Here is a 19,128-nt window from a genome sequence, read left to right on the forward strand (position 1 = left end):
GGCTGAGCTGCCTAGGTCACTGGCAGAATCGCGATAACGTATAGACTCAAGACCTGCTATCAGTGTGTTCTGGTTATATTTCTGAATATTCAAAATGTGGCACGACTCTTGCTTAATATAACCATTAGAAGCAGGAAGGGGGTGCCACATTCTTTATTTTGGGGCAGAGTTAGATGTCTAGAAATAGAAATCATGAAGGAGGGGTTATGTGGTATTAAAAGAAGGATACTCGATTGATTCCGTACCTATAGGCGATCTAATCGCTTGGGTGGTCGATCGATTGGCTTATTATAAAATACCACGCTATTGGGAACTCCGGGATAGTTTGCCTGTTACTCCGACTGGTAAGATTCAGAAACAGAAACTTAAGGGGGAGAAAGAGAATTTAGCCGTTGGATCCTTTGACAGGGTTGAAAACAAGTGGGTAAAAGAGTTTACTCAGCCTTCATAGTAACTTCAAAAATATCGTAAGTTAGCATTGCTTAGGTTGTGCAAGTATATATTGGCTAATCTCCTAGTACCCAGATTTGAGGCTTAGGGAGGTTGAAATTAAAAATGACAAAAGTAATTAGTCTTGAAGAAGCGATCAGCAAGATTGAGAATGGAATGACCATAATGGCCGGAGGGTTTATTGGATGTGGAACTCCCGGACAACTTGTGGAAGGAATCTGCCAGAGAGGAATTAAAGAGCTGACTCTCATTGCCAATGATACGGGTATTCTCGGGGATTCGATGTCCAAGCTCATTGTACAACGATGTATTAGTAGGCTCATCGCAACCCACATTGGCACGAACAAGGAAACCGGAAGGCAAATGTCAGCCGGCGAGCTTGAGGTGACACTCGTACCACAAGGAACGTTAGTCGAGCAAATTCGGGCAGCGGGCGCGGGATTGGGAGGAGTTTTAACACCGACTGGGATTGGAACGATTGTGGAGGAAGGGAAACAGAAGCTCGAGGTAAATGGAGCCGAATATCTACTGGAGCTCCCTGTCCGAGCAAACGTAGCCTTATTAAATGCCTATAAAGCGGATAAGGCTGGAAATCTTGTTTATCGTCGTGCTGCCCGTAACTTTAATCCAATAATGGCAACGGCCGCCGATATTGTTATTGTTCAAGTGGATCATATCGTTGAAGTTGGGGAAATCGATCCGGACGAAGTCATGACCCCAGGTATCTTTATCGATTATCTAGTACAGAAACAGTCGCGGGAGGTGACCAACGTTGGATAAGGAAGCGAGGATGGAGTGGCTTGTAAAACGAGTGGCCCAAGAATTCAAAACGGGAGATGTCGTCAACTTAGGGATCGGGATACCTACTAAGGTAGCGAACGCTTTACCAGAAGGGATAAAAATTATTCTTCAGTCTGAAAACGGATATATGGGGGTTGGCCCTATACCGGAAACTGGAAAGGAGGATCCTGACACAGTTAATGCCGGAGGACAATATGCTACCATTATACCAGGTGGTTGCAGCTTTGACAGTGCCATGTCTTTTACCATCATTAGGGGTGGTCATGTAGATGCTACAGTGTTAGGAGCACTTCAAGTGGATGAAGAAGGAAATTTAGCAAGCTGGATGATCCCAGGAAAGATGGTTCCTGGAATGGGGGGAGCAATGGATCTGGTGGTCGGGGCGCGACGCGTTATTGTTGCCATGGAGCATACCGCCAAAAATGGTGGCTTAAAAGTCTTGAAGAAGTGTACATTGCCTTTGACGGCAGCAAAACAAGTCAATCTGATTGTCACGGATATGGGAGTTATCGAAGTGACCCCCAAGGGTTTGGTCCTTAAGGAGATTGCACCGGGTTTAACCTTCGAGGAAGTGCAAGAGTGTACAGAGGCTACGTTAATCACATCAGAACCGGAAAAAGTTGCTGTATAACTAGGCATTCACGGAATGCATGATTGCGGAGTGAGGGTGATTTACAAGAAGTTAGAGTAAAAAAGTGAGGGGGATACTTATGTACAGAGATGAGTATCGTAACAAGTGTGTCACTGCCGATGAAGCCGTAAAAGTGGTCCGTAGTGGAGATTGGATTGAGTTTTGCTGGGCTGCAAGTATTGCAAGTTTGCTAGAAGAAGCTTTGGCTCGGCGTACAGAAGAACTTTATGATGTGAATATACGCGGAGCAGTGCTCATGAAGCCGTTGGAAATTTTAAAAAGTGATCCTAAGGGTGAACATTTTACCTGGAATAGTTGGCATCTCAGTGGGAGTGAACGAAAATTAGTCCAAAACGGTCAAGCCTATTATATTCCTATCAAATATTCAGAGGTGCCTCGGTGGATCCGCGAAAATTTACAGACCGATGTTGTTGCAATTCAAGTTGCACCAATGGACGAACAGGGGTATTTTAGCTTTGGGGTTACAATATCTCATTATGCGGCGGCGATTGAAAAGGCTCGAGCCGTCATAGTCGAGGTGAATGAGGATATGCCGAGTGTCCAAGGTGGGTATGACCATAGGGTCCATATTTCAAACGTAGATTATGTTGTTGAAGGGGGACATCTAGGACTTCCTGAATTACCTTCGGCAACTCCCTCAGAAATAGATAAGAAAATTGCTTCATATGTATTGCCTGAGATTTCGGACGGTTCATGTATTCAGTTAGGTATAGGGGGGATGCCGAATGCCTTAGGACAGATGATTGCCGAATCGGATCTTAAGGACTTAGGGATTCACACAGAAATGTTAGTGGATGGATTTGTGGACATGGTTAAAGCAGGAAAAGTGAATGGATCGTGTAAACAACTCGATCGGGGTAAAATTGTTTATTCCTTTGCAGCTGGAACACAAAAGCTCTATGATTTCATGAAGAATAATCCAGATGTCGTAGCGTATCCTGTGAATTACACAAATTATCCCTGCAATGCTTCACAAAATAACCAATTGATTTCCATCAACAGTTGTTTGGAGATCGACTTGACGGGTCAAGTTTGTTCTGAATCGGTTGGTACCAATATGATGAGCGGTTCTGGTGGCCAGCTTGACTTTGTGGAAGCCGCCTATTATTCAAAAGGAGGTAAAAGCTTTATCTGCTTGCCTTCCACCTATAAAGATAAACAGGGGCACGTTAAGTCCCGTATTAAACCGGTTTTAACAGAGGGCGCTGCGATTACAGATACGAGGACAACCGTCCAATTTGTGGTTACAGAGTATGGAAAGGTTAATCTTAAAGGGTTGTCTACTTGGCAACGGGCAGAAGCTTTGATTTCGATTGCACACCCTGATTTCAGGGAGGAACTGATCGCTGAGGCAAAGAAACTCAAGATTTGGCGCCAGAGCCAGAGCCGTTAAATAGTGAAAAGACAACAACACGCAGCCCAGCCGATTATGCATCGGCTGGGTTGCGTGTTGTTGTCTTTTTAAGATCATTCGCGATATATTAAGCTCTGCTCCATGCACGGTATTTTTTGGCCAATTTCTTATAATCTTTGGTGCTATTGCCCTAATCTTGACTCAATTGGACGCTATACAATTCACTTGAAAACGAGTATGATGGTTAACAGTTACATATGGCTAACGCTGAATTCTTCTGAAACGGGGGAACCAAATGTCCAGGCTGTTGAAGCCTGACTGGGGTGAATCACACAAAGTGACGGGTTATTCCTTTCGACCCGAATCCGACAGCTAACCTCGTAAGCGTTGAAGGGGGTAAAAATGTAAACCATACCCTTTGGTTTACTATGTTTGTTTGCTACAAACCCCGAGACGGGGTTTTTTCTTATTTTTAAAAGGGTAACCTAGAACAATTGATTTCAACTATTAGGGGTGGCTTTTGATGTTAAGGTATTTTAAACGTTTCCTTATTGGTAAACCAAAGAACACTGCCCAATTAATAAATGAACGCCTCAGTAAGAAGAAAGCTTTAGCGGTATTTTCTTCGGATGCTTTATCTTCTGTTGCTTATGCTACTGAAGAAATTCTTTTAGTCCTCGTAATCGCAGGTGCAGTAGCTCTGCCGTATTCAATTCCAATTGCGGCTGCTATTTTAGCGCTTTTAGCAATCCTAGTACTTTCTTATCGGCAAACCATTTATGCTTATCCTTCGGGTGGAGGGGCTTATATTGTAGCTAAGGAAAATTTAGGGACAAATCCTGGTTTGGTGGCAGGGGCAGCGTTAGTCATCGATTACATTTTGACTGTTGCGGTTAGTATTGCTGCAGGTGTTGCAGCGCTTACCTCAGCTTTTCCAGCACTTCACGATCATAAGGTACTTATTGCTTTGATCTTTATCTGGATCTTGACGCTCTTGAATCTCAGGGGTTTAACTGAATCAGCAACGATTTTTGCCTTACCCACTTATCTTTTCATAGCCAGTATCATTTTCTTGTTAGGAACGGGAATCGTGAAGCTTTATCTGTATGGTCAGCCACTGGTCCAGGATATCCCAGTTACGACTCTGCCGGCAGGCATTACTCTTTTCCTTATACTCAGAGCATTTTCGGCGGGTTGTACGGCCTTAACTGGAGTAGAGGCGATAAGTAATGGTGTCCCAGCCTTTAAACGCCCGGAATCTAGAAATGCAGCCTTAACCTTAATCATCATGGCCAGTATTATTGTGATCTTATTTGGTGGGATTACGTTGTTAGCTAACATCTATCATATAAGACCAAATCTTACAGAAACGGTAGTTTCTCAGATTGCCGCCATGGTTTTTGGACGTAACGTTTTCTATTATGTGGTCCAAATCAGTACGGCGATGATCTTATTTCTAGCGGCTAATACGAGCTTTGCAGGATTTCCTATGTTGGCCTCTCTCTTAGGAAAGGATGGGTTCCTACCGCGGCAACTGGCTATGCGGGGAGATCGCTTAGTTTATTCGAATGGGATTATCACTCTGGCAACGTTAGCTTCTTTGCTGGTTATCATCTTTAAAGGGGAAGTTCACGCTTTAATTCCTCTTTACGCCATTGGCGTATTCTTATCTTTTACCTTATCTCAGGGCGGAATGGTGATGCGCTGGATTCGTCAAAAACATGCCGGCTGGCATGCCCATGTTCTGATCAATGGCATAGGGATGGTGGTAACGGGCATTGTCTTGATCGTTATCGCGGTGACTAAGTTTACGAGCGGAGCTTGGATGGTCATCGCCTTAATCCCTCTTTTGGTGTTATTATTTCAAAAAATCCATGATCACTATCTGACTATTGCTCAAGAACTAGCATTTCACGGCGAAACAATAGAAATGCCGACCCGCCAAAAAATCATTATCCCGATCGCTAGTTTAACTCGGGTAGTAGCCCAAACTTTAGACTATGCTAAGACCTTGTCGCCTGATATCGTGGCAGTTCATGCAGGTGTGGATGAGGAAAAGGCTGAAAAATTGAAGAAGAAATGGGAGGAATATGAGCCAGATATCCCCTTAATTATTTTGCCTTCGCCTTACCGTTCCATCTTAGATCCGATACTCGATTATATTAATGAGCAGGAAGCGCAGACTGCTCCGAGAGAGTTAATCACGGTTTTAATTCCGGAGTTTGTTACGCATAAATGGTGGCAGTATACGTTGCATAATCAGACCGGGCTTTATCTTAAAACGGCATTATTATTAAGAAAAGACATCGTCATTGCCAGTGTTCCTTTCCATATACGGCACTAAAGCAAGGGTTATACAACGCCATATTGCACAATAGTACGGATTCCCTTATGATCAAGCTAAGCGTAGGGAAAGTGAGGGAAACAGCTTGGCTAATAACAGAGAATTTTTTTGGAGTCAAACCTCGGATGCTTTGTTTCGAGAAATGCGATCAAGAAGTTCTGGACTTTCAACTCAGGAGGTTAATATTGCTCAAAAAGAATATGGCTTGAATAATAGTCTAAAACGAAAAAAGACGGGAACGCTTAGCTTATTGCTCAACCAGTTTAAAAGTCCAATTATAATCATCCTTCTTTTTGCCGCAGGATTATCCGCATTTTTAGGAGATGCGAGCGATACGCTGATCATCGTTTTTATAATTCTGGTTAGTGGATTATTGAGCTTTTGGCAGGAACGAGGAGCTCAAAATGCCGTCGAAAGCTTACTGGCCGTTGTGGACATTAAATGTACAGTACTCAGAGATGAATTGCCTGTAGAAATATCGACGAAAGAAATCGTACCGGGTGATGTGATTCTTTTGAGAGCAGGAGATGTCATTCCTGGGGATAGTTATCTTCTTGAAGAAACAGATCTATTTGTATCAGAAGCCACACTGACTGGGGAAACCTATCCGATTGAGAAGACGGTTGAAATATTACCTGAGGATACACCGCTTGCGAAAAGAACGAATTCGCTCTGGATGGGCACCCATGTGGTCAGTGGAACGGCGAAGGCGCTTGTCGTATTAACGGGGAAGAAAACTGAGTTTGGCAGGATTTCAGAGCGCTTGCGCTTGAAACCGCCAGAGACAGACTTCACTCGGGGTGTTCACAAGTTTGGCTATCTATTGTTAGAAGTTACGTTTATCTTAGTGTTGCTTATTTTCGCGATCAATGTTTACTTTGCCCGGCCAGTCTTGGAAGCGTTCATGTTCTCACTCGCTCTTGCGGTAGGACTTACACCTCAATTATTACCGGCCATAATTAGTATCAACCTAGCTCATGGAGCCAAGGGGATGGCTGAAAAAAAGGTGATTGTCAAGCGGCTGGATGCCATCGAGAATTTTGGGAGCATGAATATTCTTTGTTCAGATAAAACGGGGACTTTAACTGAAGGTACAGTGCGCGTGCACAGCACCTTGGATGCTCTAGGAAGGGCAAGTGAAAAGGCTTCACTCTATGCGTATTTAAATGCTATCTATGAATCAGGTTATTCAAATCCTATCGATGAAGCTATTAAAGCCTACCGTCAATACGACCTTACGGATTATCGCAAAGTCGAAGAGATTCCCTATGATTTCACACGTAAAAGATTAAGCATTTTGGTGGAAAAGGATCACCGGTTATTGATGGTGACAAAAGGGACTTTCACTAATATTATAGAAATTTGTTCAACCGTGGAAGATGAGCAGGGAAATAGTGTTGATTTTCAGTCGGCTATTTATGAACAGGCCAAACAGAATTATCAGGATCTGAGCACCAAAGGACTACGTGTCCTGGGTTTGGCCTATAAAGAAGTCGATCCTAACCAAAAGTTCGATAGGGAACAAGAAAAGGATATGACTTTTTTGGGTTTGCTGGTACTTTATGATCCCCCGAAGGATCAGATCGTCCAGTCCATCGCTTACCTCAAGGAATTGGGGGTTTCCCTGAAGGTGATTACAGGCGATAATCAATTGGTCGCAGCGGCGGTTGCCAAGGAAATCGGAATTCAGAATGCCCAGGTGTTAACCGGTTCGGAGTTATCCAAAATGAGTGATGTTGCCCTCCTACATCGGGTTAACCAAGTCGATGTGTTTGCTGAAACGGAGCCTAATAGTAAAGAACGGATTGTCCTGGCTCTGCGGAAGTCAGGCAACGTTGTAGGCTATATCGGTGATGGAATCAATGATGTGTCTGCCCTGCATAGTGCGGATGTAGGAATTACGGTAGAAAGTGCTGTGGATGTGGCGAAAGGGACAGCAGATATCGTTCTGTTGGAAAAAGACTTAATGGTGTTAGCGGAAGGGGTCAAAGAAGGCAGAAAAACTTTTTCCAATACCTTGAAATATATCTTCATGGCGACGAGCGCTAATTTTGGTAATATGTTTAGCATGGCTGGTGCCTCCCTTTTCCTACCCTACTTGCCGATGCTGCCCAAGCAGATCCTGATGACGAACTTATTGACGGATTTCCCCGAGCTGACAATTGCAACGGATAAAATCGATGATGAGATGGTCGAGAAACCGCTGCGCTGGGATCTTAAATTCATTCGTCGATTTATGATTGTTTTTGGGGGCGTGAGTTCAGTCTTTGATTATTTGACGTTTGGTGTCTTGTTTTTAATTTTCCATGCCAACGTCGAACAGCTGCGAACGGCCTGGATGATTGAATCGGTCATATCCGCTTCGGCAGCGGTGCTCATGATCCGAACCCGTCGACCCTTTTTTCAAAGCAGACCCAGTCGGTACCTTTTGCTAACCACTCTACTCATCATGGGTGTCGTCGCAGTTCTGCCTTTAACACCTCTGGGTGCAATCCTTGGTTTAGTTCCCTTATCTTTGAGTTATTATGGGGCTATTGGGCTGATTGTGTTTCTCTATATCGTGTGTGTAGAGATAGCGAAGAAAGTGTTTTATTCAAGAATTGCAAAGTGACTATTCTAGCAGGTGTTTAACACGGTTATGAAATGAGTCAGAACGCAACTCATACCTGGCAGTTTTGTTTTACTTAACATGAATTATAAGACGCAAGTTCTAAGCTCCAACTTAATAAAAAGATCTGGTAAATCAGTGTACAGAGCAAATCACAATTTAATTGTTGCGTATTTCACCGATTATCCTCTGTTGTTTAATTCGGATTGCCTGATAGACAACAGCTGGGTATTGCTCAGCATAGAACCGCCTTAATTCATTTTCTAATCCAGCTTCCCATTATCCATACAACCTACTCTAAGCCCCTTCCGCAACCCTCGCCTCCGAAGTGTGTCATGAAGGAATTGAGACGTAAATCAATTTCATGCTTTGCAAAAGATGAGGGAAGGCCCCTCGAACCCGGTATTCAGGTGCAGGGTTCAAACAACCTTAAGCTGCTGTGTTCAAAAGACATGGTAGTGAGCGTTAAGGAAAAGGCTGGAAGGACCAGTTATGTGTGTATCATGGAGCTAAACGAAAATGTAGGACTGAAGAAGTTCCGTAAGAGGGAACAATGCTATCAAAACCAGAGATTTTCGGAGTAGCTGGGATTAATCCGGAAGGAACCTGATTACTGTCCGGATGGTAGTCGGTATAGAGGTCACAGGAACGTGATACAGGCTTTTGCAACAAGGAACATGAGAACCTACGGCGAACAGCACCTCACCTTCCTAATATTTGTTAGTATATGACAAAAAATAATTGTATGTAATAGCCTATCTAAGCATAATTTCTATAATAGCATAGTGCAAAACGAATGCATTTATACCCTAGGAATCATAGAAACCCGAATATAATTAATCAATAATTTCCAATAGAGTCTTGCGAAATCTAAATTCCGATATTTTGGAGACAAAAAGATCTTGGCCATTAATAGCAACAACGGGAATTACATATTGATATTTTTCAAAGAGTGCTTGATTTTGTGAAATGTCTATCACCTGTAATGTGAATGGTATCTTTTCCTGTACTTTAAGTAGAATTGCTTTAGCCTTGTCACATAGGCAACATCCAGGCTTACTGTAGATCACCACGTTAGGCTTTGTGGTTGTCATAGTTCATCCTCATTTCTGCAAACGACATTTGATTCTCCTACGTTAATGTGGGAGGGTATATTGATTGAATAAAAACGGAAAACCCCCGAGAGCTATCAACTCTACGGAGGTTCCTAGTCAAGCCAGTCTCTGTAACCAGAACCAGCGTTAATTCTACTTTTATGGTATCAAATAATGTCGAATTTTTCAAGCCTGGAATCTTGCAAATGTAAAGTTAGCCAACATAATTGAATCAGTAACTTTCAGCCCCTGTAAGAATTGCGCAGTTTCATTGTAATTTTTTAACTCAATACCTTCAGTCTCTAATTCTAATTTAACAGCACTTGGAACCTTTAAAGCTTCGATAAATAGATAACAGGTGTTTAGTGTGACTACTACGTTGGCGAGGGTAACGGGATTATTAGGAACATCAGCCCCCCGAATATTTAAAAGCCAAGCCATGTCATCTAAGGAAGTAAGTAAATGATAGTTGGCACCTTTAGTTTTCATTTCCGCTCTTACTTGGTTTAGTTTTTCGATACGCGACGTCCCCGCGAACTTAACATCATGGACAAAAATTGGCTTAGCAGGCAGTGCGGGTTGGTCTTCCCAGAGCTTTCCCACTAAATCCTGATCTATTTTCAAATTTATATTTTTTGCCTTAAATTCCTCTTTCATTTCGTTAACCTTAAACGCCGAAAAAACACGTCCATCAAAACCAATGCAGCTATTTTCGGTAAGAACAGTGCTTAACCAATCGGTGTAAGAGGGTACACCGAGATCGGCCATTCTAAATAATCTAATTCCGGAATTCTGGAGTTGCTTTTCGGCTTGAATATAGTATCTCCCATCTGTCCAAAGACCAGCATCATCTAAAGTTATAACGGCCGTACCAGCTGAACCAGTAAACCCGGAGATCCATTGCCTGCATTTAAAGTGATCTGCCACATATTCGCTAAGATGCGAATCCGCACTCGGAATTATGTATGCATCCATTTTATATTCTTTCATTAAGTGCCTTAACTTTTCGACCTTCTCTTTGATTTCCACTACGATCACTCTACTTTCAATAATTTAGACTTAGCCAATTGGTTTTGAAATAATTGCAATAAAAATAATTGCACCAGTAAAATGCAATTATTTTATCTTATTTGAAGAACAACTCTGTTAATTGCGTACCTCTCCAAGTTTTTCATTTGGTCACAAGAACAGGGCATGGTGCATTAACCAAAACACGTTGAGTTACACTCCCTATGATAGCGCCTGCGATGGGTCCGTGCCCACGGGTACCTATTATCACCATGTCTATATCTTTCTTTGTTTCATTGATAATAGCCTGGGCTGGATAACCTAAGACGAATTTTTTCTGTACTTTGACTTGTCCGATATCTATTCCAGTGAGTGCGGCTTCCAAGGCAGCATCTCCCATTTGGTTAATTTCCTCTTGAGAAAAATTATAGGAATTACTTCCGTAATAATCCCAAGCTAAGGCTGGAATAGGGATGACATGGAAAAGAATGATTTCTGAATCTAGATGTTCTGCAAGTTGTAAGGCAGTGAGCAGAGCACGGCGTGAGGGCTCTGAGATGTCGGTAGGAACTAAAATCCTTTTGTACATAGAACTTGTCCTCCTTTTAAATGAGATTATGAATTAAGATCCAATCGAGTTCAGGATAACTATGGTAACTATGATATAATCATAGCACAATCCGTATTTAAATTATGCAAAAAGACCGTCGTAGAAGATGTAAAGCATTTCTTGCGGCGGCTTTATTAAAAATAGATCATAAGATTGCAAGAATTTTGAGAAACCTCCTGCCAAGCTTCTTACCTTTGAATAACCTTTCAGGGAAAGGAACATTAACCCGTAAATTGATTGGATACCACCATTGCAATAAATGATGATTTCTTTGCTCTTATTAGGAAGTATATTCTTATATTGTTGTGGAAGATCGTTTAATGAACAATTGATTGAACCGGAGATACCATCTTTCTTATAGGCCTCTGAGTTTCTTAAGTCCAGAAGATAGAAATCTTCCGGGCTTTGTTGATTTTGAAGCTTGGACTTGAATTCTTCAACTTTAAGAAGGTTAAAGTTACCCGGAAGATTTTCGATAAAAGTGTCTTCAGGAGGCTGAAAACCAGGTAATCCAAGGAGCGGGTTGTGATGTACGACCCTATCCTTGACGATAAATGTGGTGAAGTCCATATTCAAATTTTTTTGAAGGAGAATATCATGTCCCAGACAAAGTCCCATTAAGATCGTAAATTGGACTCCTGAGGTATTTAGAATAGTTGCTTGCCCAAGGGGGTTACAAGATACTGTATGGTTAATTTTTTCAGGATCAATTTGAGATTCCAAAATTCCATCCACAGTACATGAAACCATGGTAGGTTTCATGTTTTTCTGCTCAAGATATTTTCTGAGAAGTACGGCCTCATTCTCCATGCTATAACAGTAAGCCACACCTATTTTTAGATATTTGCGTAATTTACAGTATTCGATAATTTCTTCGAGGCGAGTTAGTGTTCCGGCTCTACCATTATCGATTAATTCAGATGCTGTTTTGGTATAAATCTGAATATCCTGCAATGAGTAGTTTTCAAGGTATTCACTACTTCTATTAAAGCAGGGGTTTGATTTTCGACAGCCTTTAAGAGTACATTTTGTGCAGTCCATGTATACCTCCGGAAATACAGAATATTTTCATATCTAGCGGCTTCAGCCTATTCCAATAATATTATACCCTAAAGGGGTATTGATCAAGCGCTAGGCTAGAGTAACCCTATATCCTTTGGAATTATTTTAAATTTATTATATACTTATACCGTGAGTAGTAATAACACTCTGTTTTGCAAGGCCACTAGTCAAATCCGAAAAGAGGTAACTATGAGATGAGCAAGGTCTATGAGTTTGAAGCGGAGATTAAGAAAGTACCGGACATTGACGGTGCCTATATTGAAATTCCGTTCGATGTTAAAGCAGAATTCGGGAAAGGAAGAGTGCCCGTCACCGCTACTTTCGACGGTGAAGTTTACGAAGGTAGTTTAGTAAGAATGAAAACGCCTTGTCATATATTGGGCATTAGAAAAGATATTCGTGCAAAAATTGGAAAGCAGCCTGGAGATATAGTTGCTGTGACAGTTAAAGAAAGAATCGTTATATAATAGGGAAGAAATATTTGCAAAAGATACGCTTGTTAGGTTATGCTAGGGCAAATTACAGTGGATTTTGGTAATGAGTGAAAGGACACAATGATTAACTTTAAAGAAATCGAAATTAACGACAAAACGTGGATGAAACCGCTTCTCGCGGCTGCCGATATGCGAGGTTGCCATCAAAACTTTACAAACATATTTGCTTGGTCGAAGATTTTTAACTATCAAGTGGCTCGGGTCAATGATTACCTCGTGCTCAAGGGTAACACTGAAAAAGAGGGACAATATTATTTTTATCCTGCGGGTTCTGGGGATATTAAACCTGTTTTCGAGGCCATGCGGCAGGAGGCAAAGGACTGCGAGCATGAATTTGTCTTATTGGGGATATCACCGGAAAATATCAATGTCATGAAGAGCCTATACCCCGAGAACTTTGAATACCAAGCAGTGCGGGATAGTTTCGATTATGTCTATCTACTGGAGAAGCTGGTCAATCTCACAGGGAATAAGCTTCACTCCAAACGCAACCATATCAATCGTTTTAAGGAAACTCATAGCTGGAGCTTTGAACAGATTTCCTTAGAAAATTTAGTCGAATGCTGGGAAATGAACGTCGAGTGGTGTAAAGCCAACGAATACAAGGACGAAGATAATCAGCTAACCGATGAATCTTGCGCAGTTCGCCAATGCTTTAAAAATTTTATAGCAATGGGTCTGGAGGGTGGACTCTTACGTTCCGATGGTCGAGTGATCGCCTTTACCATGGGCGAAAAACTAAACTCGGATACCTATGACATCCATGTTGAAAAAGCCTTTGGTGAGATCCAGGGCGCTTATCAGATGATCAACCGTGAATTTGCAGCGTTTATTAAAAACAATTATCCGGAAGTGATTTACGTTAACCGTGAAGAGGACATGGGTTTCGAAGGGCTGAGAAAGGCTAAGTTATCCTATCACCCTGACAAAATGGAGGAAAAGTATAGAGCTCAATGGTGCTAGGGATTGGAGGTTAAAATGAACGAAATCAGACTGGCGCAAAAGGACGAGATCGTTCGGCAAAAGGAAATATGGAAACGTTGCTTCGGCGATGATGATTGCTATATCGATTTCTATTATGCCAACAAGTACAAAGAAAATGAAACGGTTGTTTTGCTTGAGGATGGAGAAATTGCAGCTATGCTGACCATGATTCCGACCCGGATAGTGACTTCTGATCAGCGAAGCTTTGCTGCAGCAATGTTCTATGCTATTGCAACCCACCCTAAATACCAGAATAAAGGTTTAGCTAAGCAATTAATGGATTTTTGTCATGCATATCTTGGGGCAACTCAAAAGGACTTCTCCCTGCTTGTCCCAGCCGGGAAATCGCTTTTCGATTTTTATCGCAAGCAGGGCTATCAGGAGGGATTTTATCTTCGAGAGGTTCTGCTTACTCGCGAGAGAATCGATGACCTAGCAACTTCCGAATGTCCGCCTATAATCTCATCGCTTACACCTACAGAGTATAATCAGAGGCGAGATAACCAGCTTAAAAGAGGGCTTCATATTGCCTATGCTGACGAAGAAATTGCCTACCAAAAAAAACTATCACAGCTATCAGGAGCGGACATCTATGCTCTTGACAATCAGGAGATTAAGGGTTGTGCAGTGATCGAAAGAATGACTTTGGAAAAGGTGCTTATTAAAGAGATCTTATTACCTGGGGAGCTTATTCAAAGCGCTCTTCGACAGATCGCCAAACTGTTGCCTGCAAAAGAATATGTTTTGCGCACACCTGCCGATCAAGGTGAGAATTGGGGTGGAAGCATTCGTCCTTTTGGCATGGTGCGCAAACAGAGCAAACCAGATATAAAGATCACATCGAAAGAACAAGGATATCTGGGTTTGGCTTTTGACTAAAACGTTTGGTTTAATTGAAAAGGTGGAAATCGATAGAAAGAAGAGGCAAAGACCATGAGCATGAAATTCGTTAAAAAAGTACCGACGCCTGAAGAGGTTTTAGAGCATATCCCTCTGCCGAATCACATCAAGGATATCAAGGAGAAAAGAGATCAGGAGATTAGAAGCGTTTTCAACAATCGAGATGATCGTTTTCTCCTGATAATTGGTCCATGTTCTGCGGATAATGAAGATTCGGTCTGCGAATACATTAGCAAGTTGGCGGAAGTTCAAGAAAAGGTAAAAAATGAGATTCTAATCATCCCCCGAATCTATACCAATAAACCGCGAACGACCGGAGAAGGGTATAAGGGGATGATGCACCAACCCGATCCCGAAAAAAGACCTGATTTATGTGAGGGGATCAAAGCGATTCGAAGATTGCACCTGAGAGCATTATCTGAAGCGCATATGCCGGCAGCCGATGAAATGCTCTACCCCGAAAACTATAGTTATCTAGCTGATGTTTTGGGATATATCGCTATTGGCGCTCGTTCCGTAGAAAATCAACAGCATCGGCTCACTGTCAGTGGAGTCGACACCCCTGTAGGGATGAAGAATCCGACAAGTGGAGACTTGTCGGTCATGTTAAACTCGGTATTTGCGGCTCAGCACGGTCACTCCTATATCTACAATGGCTGGGAAGTAGAATCTTCGGGTAATCCGTATACGCATGCCATTTTACGTGGTGCGGTCGATCGGAACGGAAGGAATATTCCGAATTACCATTACGAAAACCTGATTTATCTTGCTAATGAATATGAAAAACTAGAGCTTAACAATCCTGCCATTATTGTGGATGTCAATCATGCTAATTCGATGAAATGCTTTTATGAACAGCCTAGAATTGCCAGAGAAGTCATGAATAGCAGAAAGTATGATAGGAAGCTCCATCATATGGTCAAGGGTTTAATGATTGAGAGTTATCTGGTAGAGGGTAACCAAGGAATCGGCGAAAATATTTATGGAAAATCGATTACAGATGCCTGCCTGGGCTGGGAGGACACAGAAAAGCTAATCTATTATATTGCTGAAAATAAGTAAGAAAAATATAACACAGAGCAAGCTTAAAATGGCGTGCGTAATATTCACGTAATCATTTTTTCAATTATATGTACTTATATAGTATATCAGCCATTTTCTAAGAAAACTTTTAGAGAACTGAAAGGAATTTTATGAAAAGGCGAGAATATCGGGAGTTATTCTAAAAAGAAAGAGGATGTTAGACATGGCACAGGAAAAAAAAGAGTGTAAAATCAAGATTTTAAAGAATGGACCCTATATTGTTACTGGAAATGTTCCGTTAACTGAAAAAATAATTTCACCTCAGGGTAGAGGATATGAATATAAGGATGGCCGTCAATTCCCTCAGGAAGAGGAATACCACCTTTGCCGGTGCGGTAAATCCAAAAATCCGCCTTTTTGTGATGGCTCTCATGAAACAACCCATTTTGATGGAACAGAGACTGCATCACGAGAAAAGTATATAAATAGGGCTTATAAACTTGAAGGACCTGAGCTTGACCTACTGGATGACGAGCGGTGTGCTTTTGCTCGGTTCTGTCACAGAGAAGATGGGAATGCCTGGGAACTCACCGAGCAGTCCGATAATCCGAGATTTAGAGAAGAGGCCATTAAGGCCGCTTGTGATTGTCCTGCAGGCCGACTGGTGGCCGTTGATAAAGCGGGAAAAATGATTGAACCGGAATTGGAACCGTCTATCGAGATACTTCAGGATCCAGAAAGAGGAGTGAGCGGCCCGCTTTTTGTTAAAGGAAATATTCCGATTGAATCATCAGAGGGTTCTACCTACGAAGTGAGGAACCGATATGCGCTTTGCCGCTGCGGTAAATCAACGAATAAGCCTTTCTGTGATGCATCCCATGTTAGCGTGAGATTTAGAGATCACCAATAAGTTCTTCAAAAGCACCACCGAATTGGTGCTTTTGAGCTGTGTGCTCGCAAATCGAATTTGTAATTTCATGTAAATGAGGTATATGGAATGAAAAATAAGCCTCAATCCAGAGGCTTATTAAAGTATCTTTTAGAACAAGGAAATACAGGTTTTCTGCTGATAGGATTAGACAAGATAAAGTATTGCCTTGTGCAATTAGTGCTGATTAAGCCTGGGCTGAAGGTTTCTCATAGTGGCTGACCTTCGGTTTCTCTTCAACATAGAAGGGCCATTTATGAGCAAACCAGTCATTCCATAATACGGGGATAATCCACCAGAATAACCAGACCAAGGGCTTGTTATTAAGGTGCATGCCTTGATATTCAATGAGGTTATTTGCAAAAACGGAGGGCAACCCGAGGAGGGGTTCACACACGGCATAATAGATAAAGCCGATGATAGCGGCTACGATGAACACGCCGAATGTACGAATGAGCCAACCGGTAACCACTCCCCATTTCTGAGGCCAATTATCGAAATAATGATTCCAAATAAGGAAGGGAAAGAGTGTGAACCCAGCCATCGATGCCGTATGATAATAGCGATATTCTATATTCATGATGCCATCTTTAGCAGCAGGATCCACAGGACCGTAGATTAAGGTCATACCAGTCATGAGTAGTTTAACAGTAAAAAGTGACAAGGCAAAAATCGCAATGACTGTGACTATCCCGCGCCACGGCTGCTTTTTGATCAGATGAAACGGTTTACCTTCCCATACGTTGGCAGTCATGAATAGATATATAATCGACCATTCCTACCAACCGACGTTAAAATTAACCGTTGCACTTTTCCCGCCAATCATAGACGAGAGCCATCCCCACCAGATTGTATGTCCAAAAAACTCCTTACTGACGAGATAGGTCGCAAAGTGGGGGAAGATTAGGAGCCCAAAGAACAAAACTGTAAAAAAGGTCGTGATCCCCCACTCGGCTAGACCGAGCGCGGGCTGTTTCATTCCGGCGAAGGGCCATTTCTGGAAGGCGATTGTCCAAAACGCGTAGGTGAAAAATCCGATAAGGACAAACAGGGTTAATGCTGCACCCACATTATCCGCAAGTAGATGATGACTCAGCGAGGGCATAGATTCTTCGAGTGCACCTTGACTCCAAAAGGGTATGGAAAACGGGCCAATAAGTTGACCAAATATACCATAAATGATAAACCATACTGCTGCTAAATTAACTACAGTTTGAACCAATAATCTCTTTCCTGAGGGCAAATTTGCAAAAGGATAATTACCAAAGTGCATGCTTTGCCAGAGGCCAACGAGAATCATCCAGGCGAGAAAAGCCAAAAAAGGTTGTTCATACGTATGGAACAACCCACGGGGATCAGCAAATATCCACCACACGATTAAGGCAATAACGGTGAAGACAGTAAGCGCAATCAATCCAGTAAGTGGTTGTCCCCATCGCGGTTTAGGTTGATGGCTCTCCATAACTTATTCCCCTTTCATTTCATTTCATTGACAATATTGCTGAGTTGAACGTTTGCCACCTCCTTGTTTAAGTAATAAGTGAGAAACACCTACTTAATAATAATATGATTATTCGGAACATTGAAACTATTATGGGATGAACAGTTGCTTTTCAGGCGCTTTCGGTTTGAACATGAAGGTAAAGAGCAGTTCCTCACGACAAAGATCATGAAGAAGGGGACAGGTAGTCTTTCCGTTTTAGGAAGAATTACTTGTCCCCTTATCTTTTGGGATAGAGCGTTTACTTATTCAACTGCTCAATTAGCTTTACCATATTCCGCCCTAGCTGCTTGCAGGCAGTAACGGTTAATTCATCATCGGTCGCGCTGCGCCGCCAGATTACCTTGTCATCTTTGAAGTCTGCCATCAGTGAGCCTGTCACACCAGCGGACATGATCGTACCCTCTGGGTCACGAGTATCAGCAAGGTGCAGACCGTGGCCCTGAAGGAAATATTCCATAATTTTTAAAGTTGCTTCTTGCCCGCCATGACGCAACCCGGAGTTAGTTATTGCTGCTCCTACTTTGCCGGCTAGCAAGTTTTTAATCATGTGTAAATAACGGGTGCGATCCATGAAATTTTTCATTAATGCTGTAACGTTGCTCCAATATACAGGAGAACCCAGTACGATCCCATCTGCAGCCAGAAGTTTATTACCCACGGCAGCCATATCATCATCAGTAATCGAACACTGTGGTTTCCCTAGACATTTGTTACAAGAAATACAAAATTTGATATTAAAATCGGTTAGTTCTAACAACTCAGTCGTGGCGCCCAGTGTGGCGGCTTCTTCTAACACGTTATTAAGAAGTGCGGCCGTGTTTTTCCCCTTGCGATGGCTTCCATTGATCGCGATAATTTTCATCTCAATGCATTCCTCTCCTACAAATTTCTAACTTTTCAGAATTATTATTAAATTATATCATATCATAACAATACTCTATAGTGAACCTCCCCAACTTTTGCGATGCTACCCATGTTACCATGAGGTTTAAAGGCTCCTGCACCATGAGTTCAGGAAGTCTTTGATTTTTCGAGAAAATTATAAATAGTAGAAAACTATTGAAATTTAACCTTTTTAATGTTATTGTTTCTTTACACTAATGATGGGGAAGTAAAACCGAAGACCGACTTTAAAGAGAGCCGAGAGGGCTGGAAACTTGGCAGGCACGGATCGGATCAATGGACCCCTGAGGGCAAAGCGAAAAGGTCGAAGGACTTTAGTAGCTATTGACGCAAAGCCAGCGTTATTGGGCTGAGGGTGTGATGGCACTTTGCAAGAGAATGCATTTTCGTGCATTAATTAAGGTGGTAC

At 42.1% G+C, this 19,128-nt stretch carries 17 protein-coding genes, 1 pseudogene and 1 riboswitch; of the genes and pseudogenes, 11 read left to right on the forward strand and 7 right to left on the reverse strand.

The window, feature by feature from the left end; genetic code table 11:
• Window positions 1-208 precede the first annotated feature (208 nt).
• From VM640_RS11030 to mgtA, 6 genes are all read left to right on the forward strand, one after another.
• Window positions 209-451, forward strand: a complete 243-nt coding sequence (locus tag VM640_RS11030) for a hypothetical protein (RefSeq protein WP_325392160.1) — start codon at window positions 209-211, stop codon at window positions 449-451.
• Between the two features lie 104 nt (window positions 452-555).
• Window positions 556-1,230 (forward strand): CoA transferase subunit A, encoded by a 675-nt coding sequence (locus tag VM640_RS11035; protein WP_325392162.1) that lies wholly within the window; start codon window positions 556-558, stop codon window positions 1,228-1,230.
• A complete protein-coding gene (locus tag VM640_RS11040; protein ID WP_414647965.1) occupies window positions 1,223-1,882 on the forward strand; it encodes a 3-oxoacid CoA-transferase subunit B in 660 nt (219 codons plus the stop codon). The genes VM640_RS11035 and VM640_RS11040 overlap by 8 nt, the downstream gene beginning before the upstream one ends.
• A 79-nt stretch (window positions 1,883-1,961) precedes the next feature.
• A complete protein-coding gene (locus tag VM640_RS11045; RefSeq protein ID WP_325392164.1) occupies window positions 1,962-3,296 on the forward strand; it encodes an acetyl-CoA hydrolase/transferase family protein in 1,335 nt (444 codons plus the stop codon).
• Between the two features lie 216 nt (window positions 3,297-3,512).
• Window positions 3,513-3,659, forward strand: a riboswitch (cyclic di-AMP (ydaO/yuaA leader).
• A gap of 121 nt (window positions 3,660-3,780) precedes the next feature.
• Entirely contained in the window at window positions 3,781-5,601 is a 1,821-nt protein-coding gene (locus VM640_RS11050) for an APC family permease (RefSeq protein WP_325392166.1), read from the forward strand.
• Window positions 5,602-5,686: 85 nt separating this feature from the next.
• Window positions 5,687-8,212, forward strand: a complete 2,526-nt coding sequence (gene mgtA, locus VM640_RS11055) for a magnesium-translocating P-type ATPase (protein WP_325392167.1) — start codon at window positions 5,687-5,689, stop codon at window positions 8,210-8,212.
• A gap of 833 nt (window positions 8,213-9,045) precedes the next feature.
• Here the strand turns inward: mgtA and VM640_RS11060 are convergent.
• From VM640_RS11060 to VM640_RS11075, 4 genes and pseudogenes are all read right to left on the reverse strand, one after another.
• Window positions 9,046-9,303 (reverse strand): glutaredoxin family protein, encoded by a 258-nt coding sequence (locus tag VM640_RS11060; RefSeq protein WP_325392169.1) that lies wholly within the window; start codon window positions 9,301-9,303, stop codon window positions 9,046-9,048.
• 219 nt (window positions 9,304-9,522) lie between these two features.
• Window positions 9,523-10,332, reverse strand: a pseudogene (locus tag VM640_RS11065) (aminopeptidase P family N-terminal domain-containing protein); the annotation flags it as partial.
• Between the two features lie 142 nt (window positions 10,333-10,474).
• Window positions 10,475-10,900 carry a universal stress protein gene (locus tag VM640_RS11070; protein WP_325392171.1) on the reverse strand — a complete coding sequence of 142 codons (426 nt, stop codon included), beginning with the start codon at window positions 10,898-10,900 and terminating at the stop codon, window positions 10,475-10,477.
• A 102-nt stretch (window positions 10,901-11,002) separates the two neighbouring features.
• On the reverse strand, window positions 11,003-11,962 hold the full coding sequence (locus tag VM640_RS11075) for a DUF1847 domain-containing protein (RefSeq protein ID WP_325392173.1): 960 nt from the start codon (window positions 11,960-11,962) through the stop codon (window positions 11,003-11,005).
• 215 nt (window positions 11,963-12,177) lie between these two features.
• Between VM640_RS11075 and VM640_RS11080 the strand changes: the two genes are divergently transcribed.
• The 5 genes from VM640_RS11080 to VM640_RS11100 all read left to right on the forward strand — a co-directional run bounded on the left by VM640_RS11080 (window position 12,178) and on the right by VM640_RS11100 (window position 16,294).
• On the forward strand, window positions 12,178-12,450 hold the full coding sequence (locus VM640_RS11080) for a DUF1905 domain-containing protein (protein WP_325392175.1): 273 nt from the start codon (window positions 12,178-12,180) through the stop codon (window positions 12,448-12,450).
• A gap of 87 nt (window positions 12,451-12,537) precedes the next feature.
• Window positions 12,538-13,440 carry a DUF2156 domain-containing protein gene (locus VM640_RS11085; protein ID WP_325392177.1) on the forward strand — a complete coding sequence of 301 codons (903 nt, stop codon included), beginning with the start codon at window positions 12,538-12,540 and terminating at the stop codon, window positions 13,438-13,440.
• A 15-nt stretch (window positions 13,441-13,455) separates the two neighbouring features.
• Window positions 13,456-14,340, forward strand: coding sequence for a GNAT family N-acetyltransferase (locus VM640_RS11090; RefSeq protein ID WP_325392179.1), 885 nt, complete (start codon window positions 13,456-13,458; stop codon window positions 14,338-14,340).
• A gap of 54 nt (window positions 14,341-14,394) precedes the next feature.
• Window positions 14,395-15,423 (forward strand): 3-deoxy-7-phosphoheptulonate synthase, encoded by a 1,029-nt coding sequence (locus VM640_RS11095; protein ID WP_325392181.1) that lies wholly within the window; start codon window positions 14,395-14,397, stop codon window positions 15,421-15,423.
• 184 nt (window positions 15,424-15,607) lie between these two features.
• Window positions 15,608-16,294, forward strand: a complete 687-nt coding sequence (locus VM640_RS11100; protein ID WP_325392183.1) for a CDGSH iron-sulfur domain-containing protein — start codon at window positions 15,608-15,610, stop codon at window positions 16,292-16,294.
• 205 nt (window positions 16,295-16,499) lie between these two features.
• Here the strand turns inward: VM640_RS11100 and VM640_RS11105 are convergent, their stop codons facing one another.
• The 3 genes from VM640_RS11105 to VM640_RS11115 all read right to left on the reverse strand — a co-directional run bounded on the left by VM640_RS11105 (window position 16,500) and on the right by VM640_RS11115 (window position 18,678).
• The gene (locus VM640_RS11105) at window positions 16,500-17,066 is read right to left on the reverse strand and encodes a hypothetical protein (protein ID WP_325392184.1); all 567 of its coding nucleotides are present in this window, start codon (window positions 17,064-17,066) and stop codon (window positions 16,500-16,502) included.
• Between the two features lie 24 nt (window positions 17,067-17,090).
• The gene (locus VM640_RS11110; RefSeq protein ID WP_325392185.1) at window positions 17,091-17,774 is read right to left on the reverse strand and encodes a hypothetical protein; all 684 of its coding nucleotides are present in this window, start codon (window positions 17,772-17,774) and stop codon (window positions 17,091-17,093) included.
• Window positions 17,775-18,054: 280 nt separating this feature from the next.
• Window positions 18,055-18,678 carry a flavodoxin family protein gene (locus tag VM640_RS11115; protein WP_325392187.1) on the reverse strand — a complete coding sequence of 208 codons (624 nt, stop codon included), beginning with the start codon at window positions 18,676-18,678 and terminating at the stop codon, window positions 18,055-18,057.
• Between the last annotated feature and the right edge of the window lie 450 nt (window positions 18,679-19,128).

It is taken from the genome of Desulfitobacterium sp. (assembly GCF_035539115.1).
Lineage (GTDB): Bacteria > Bacillota > Desulfitobacteriia > Desulfitobacteriales > Desulfitobacteriaceae > Desulfitobacterium_A.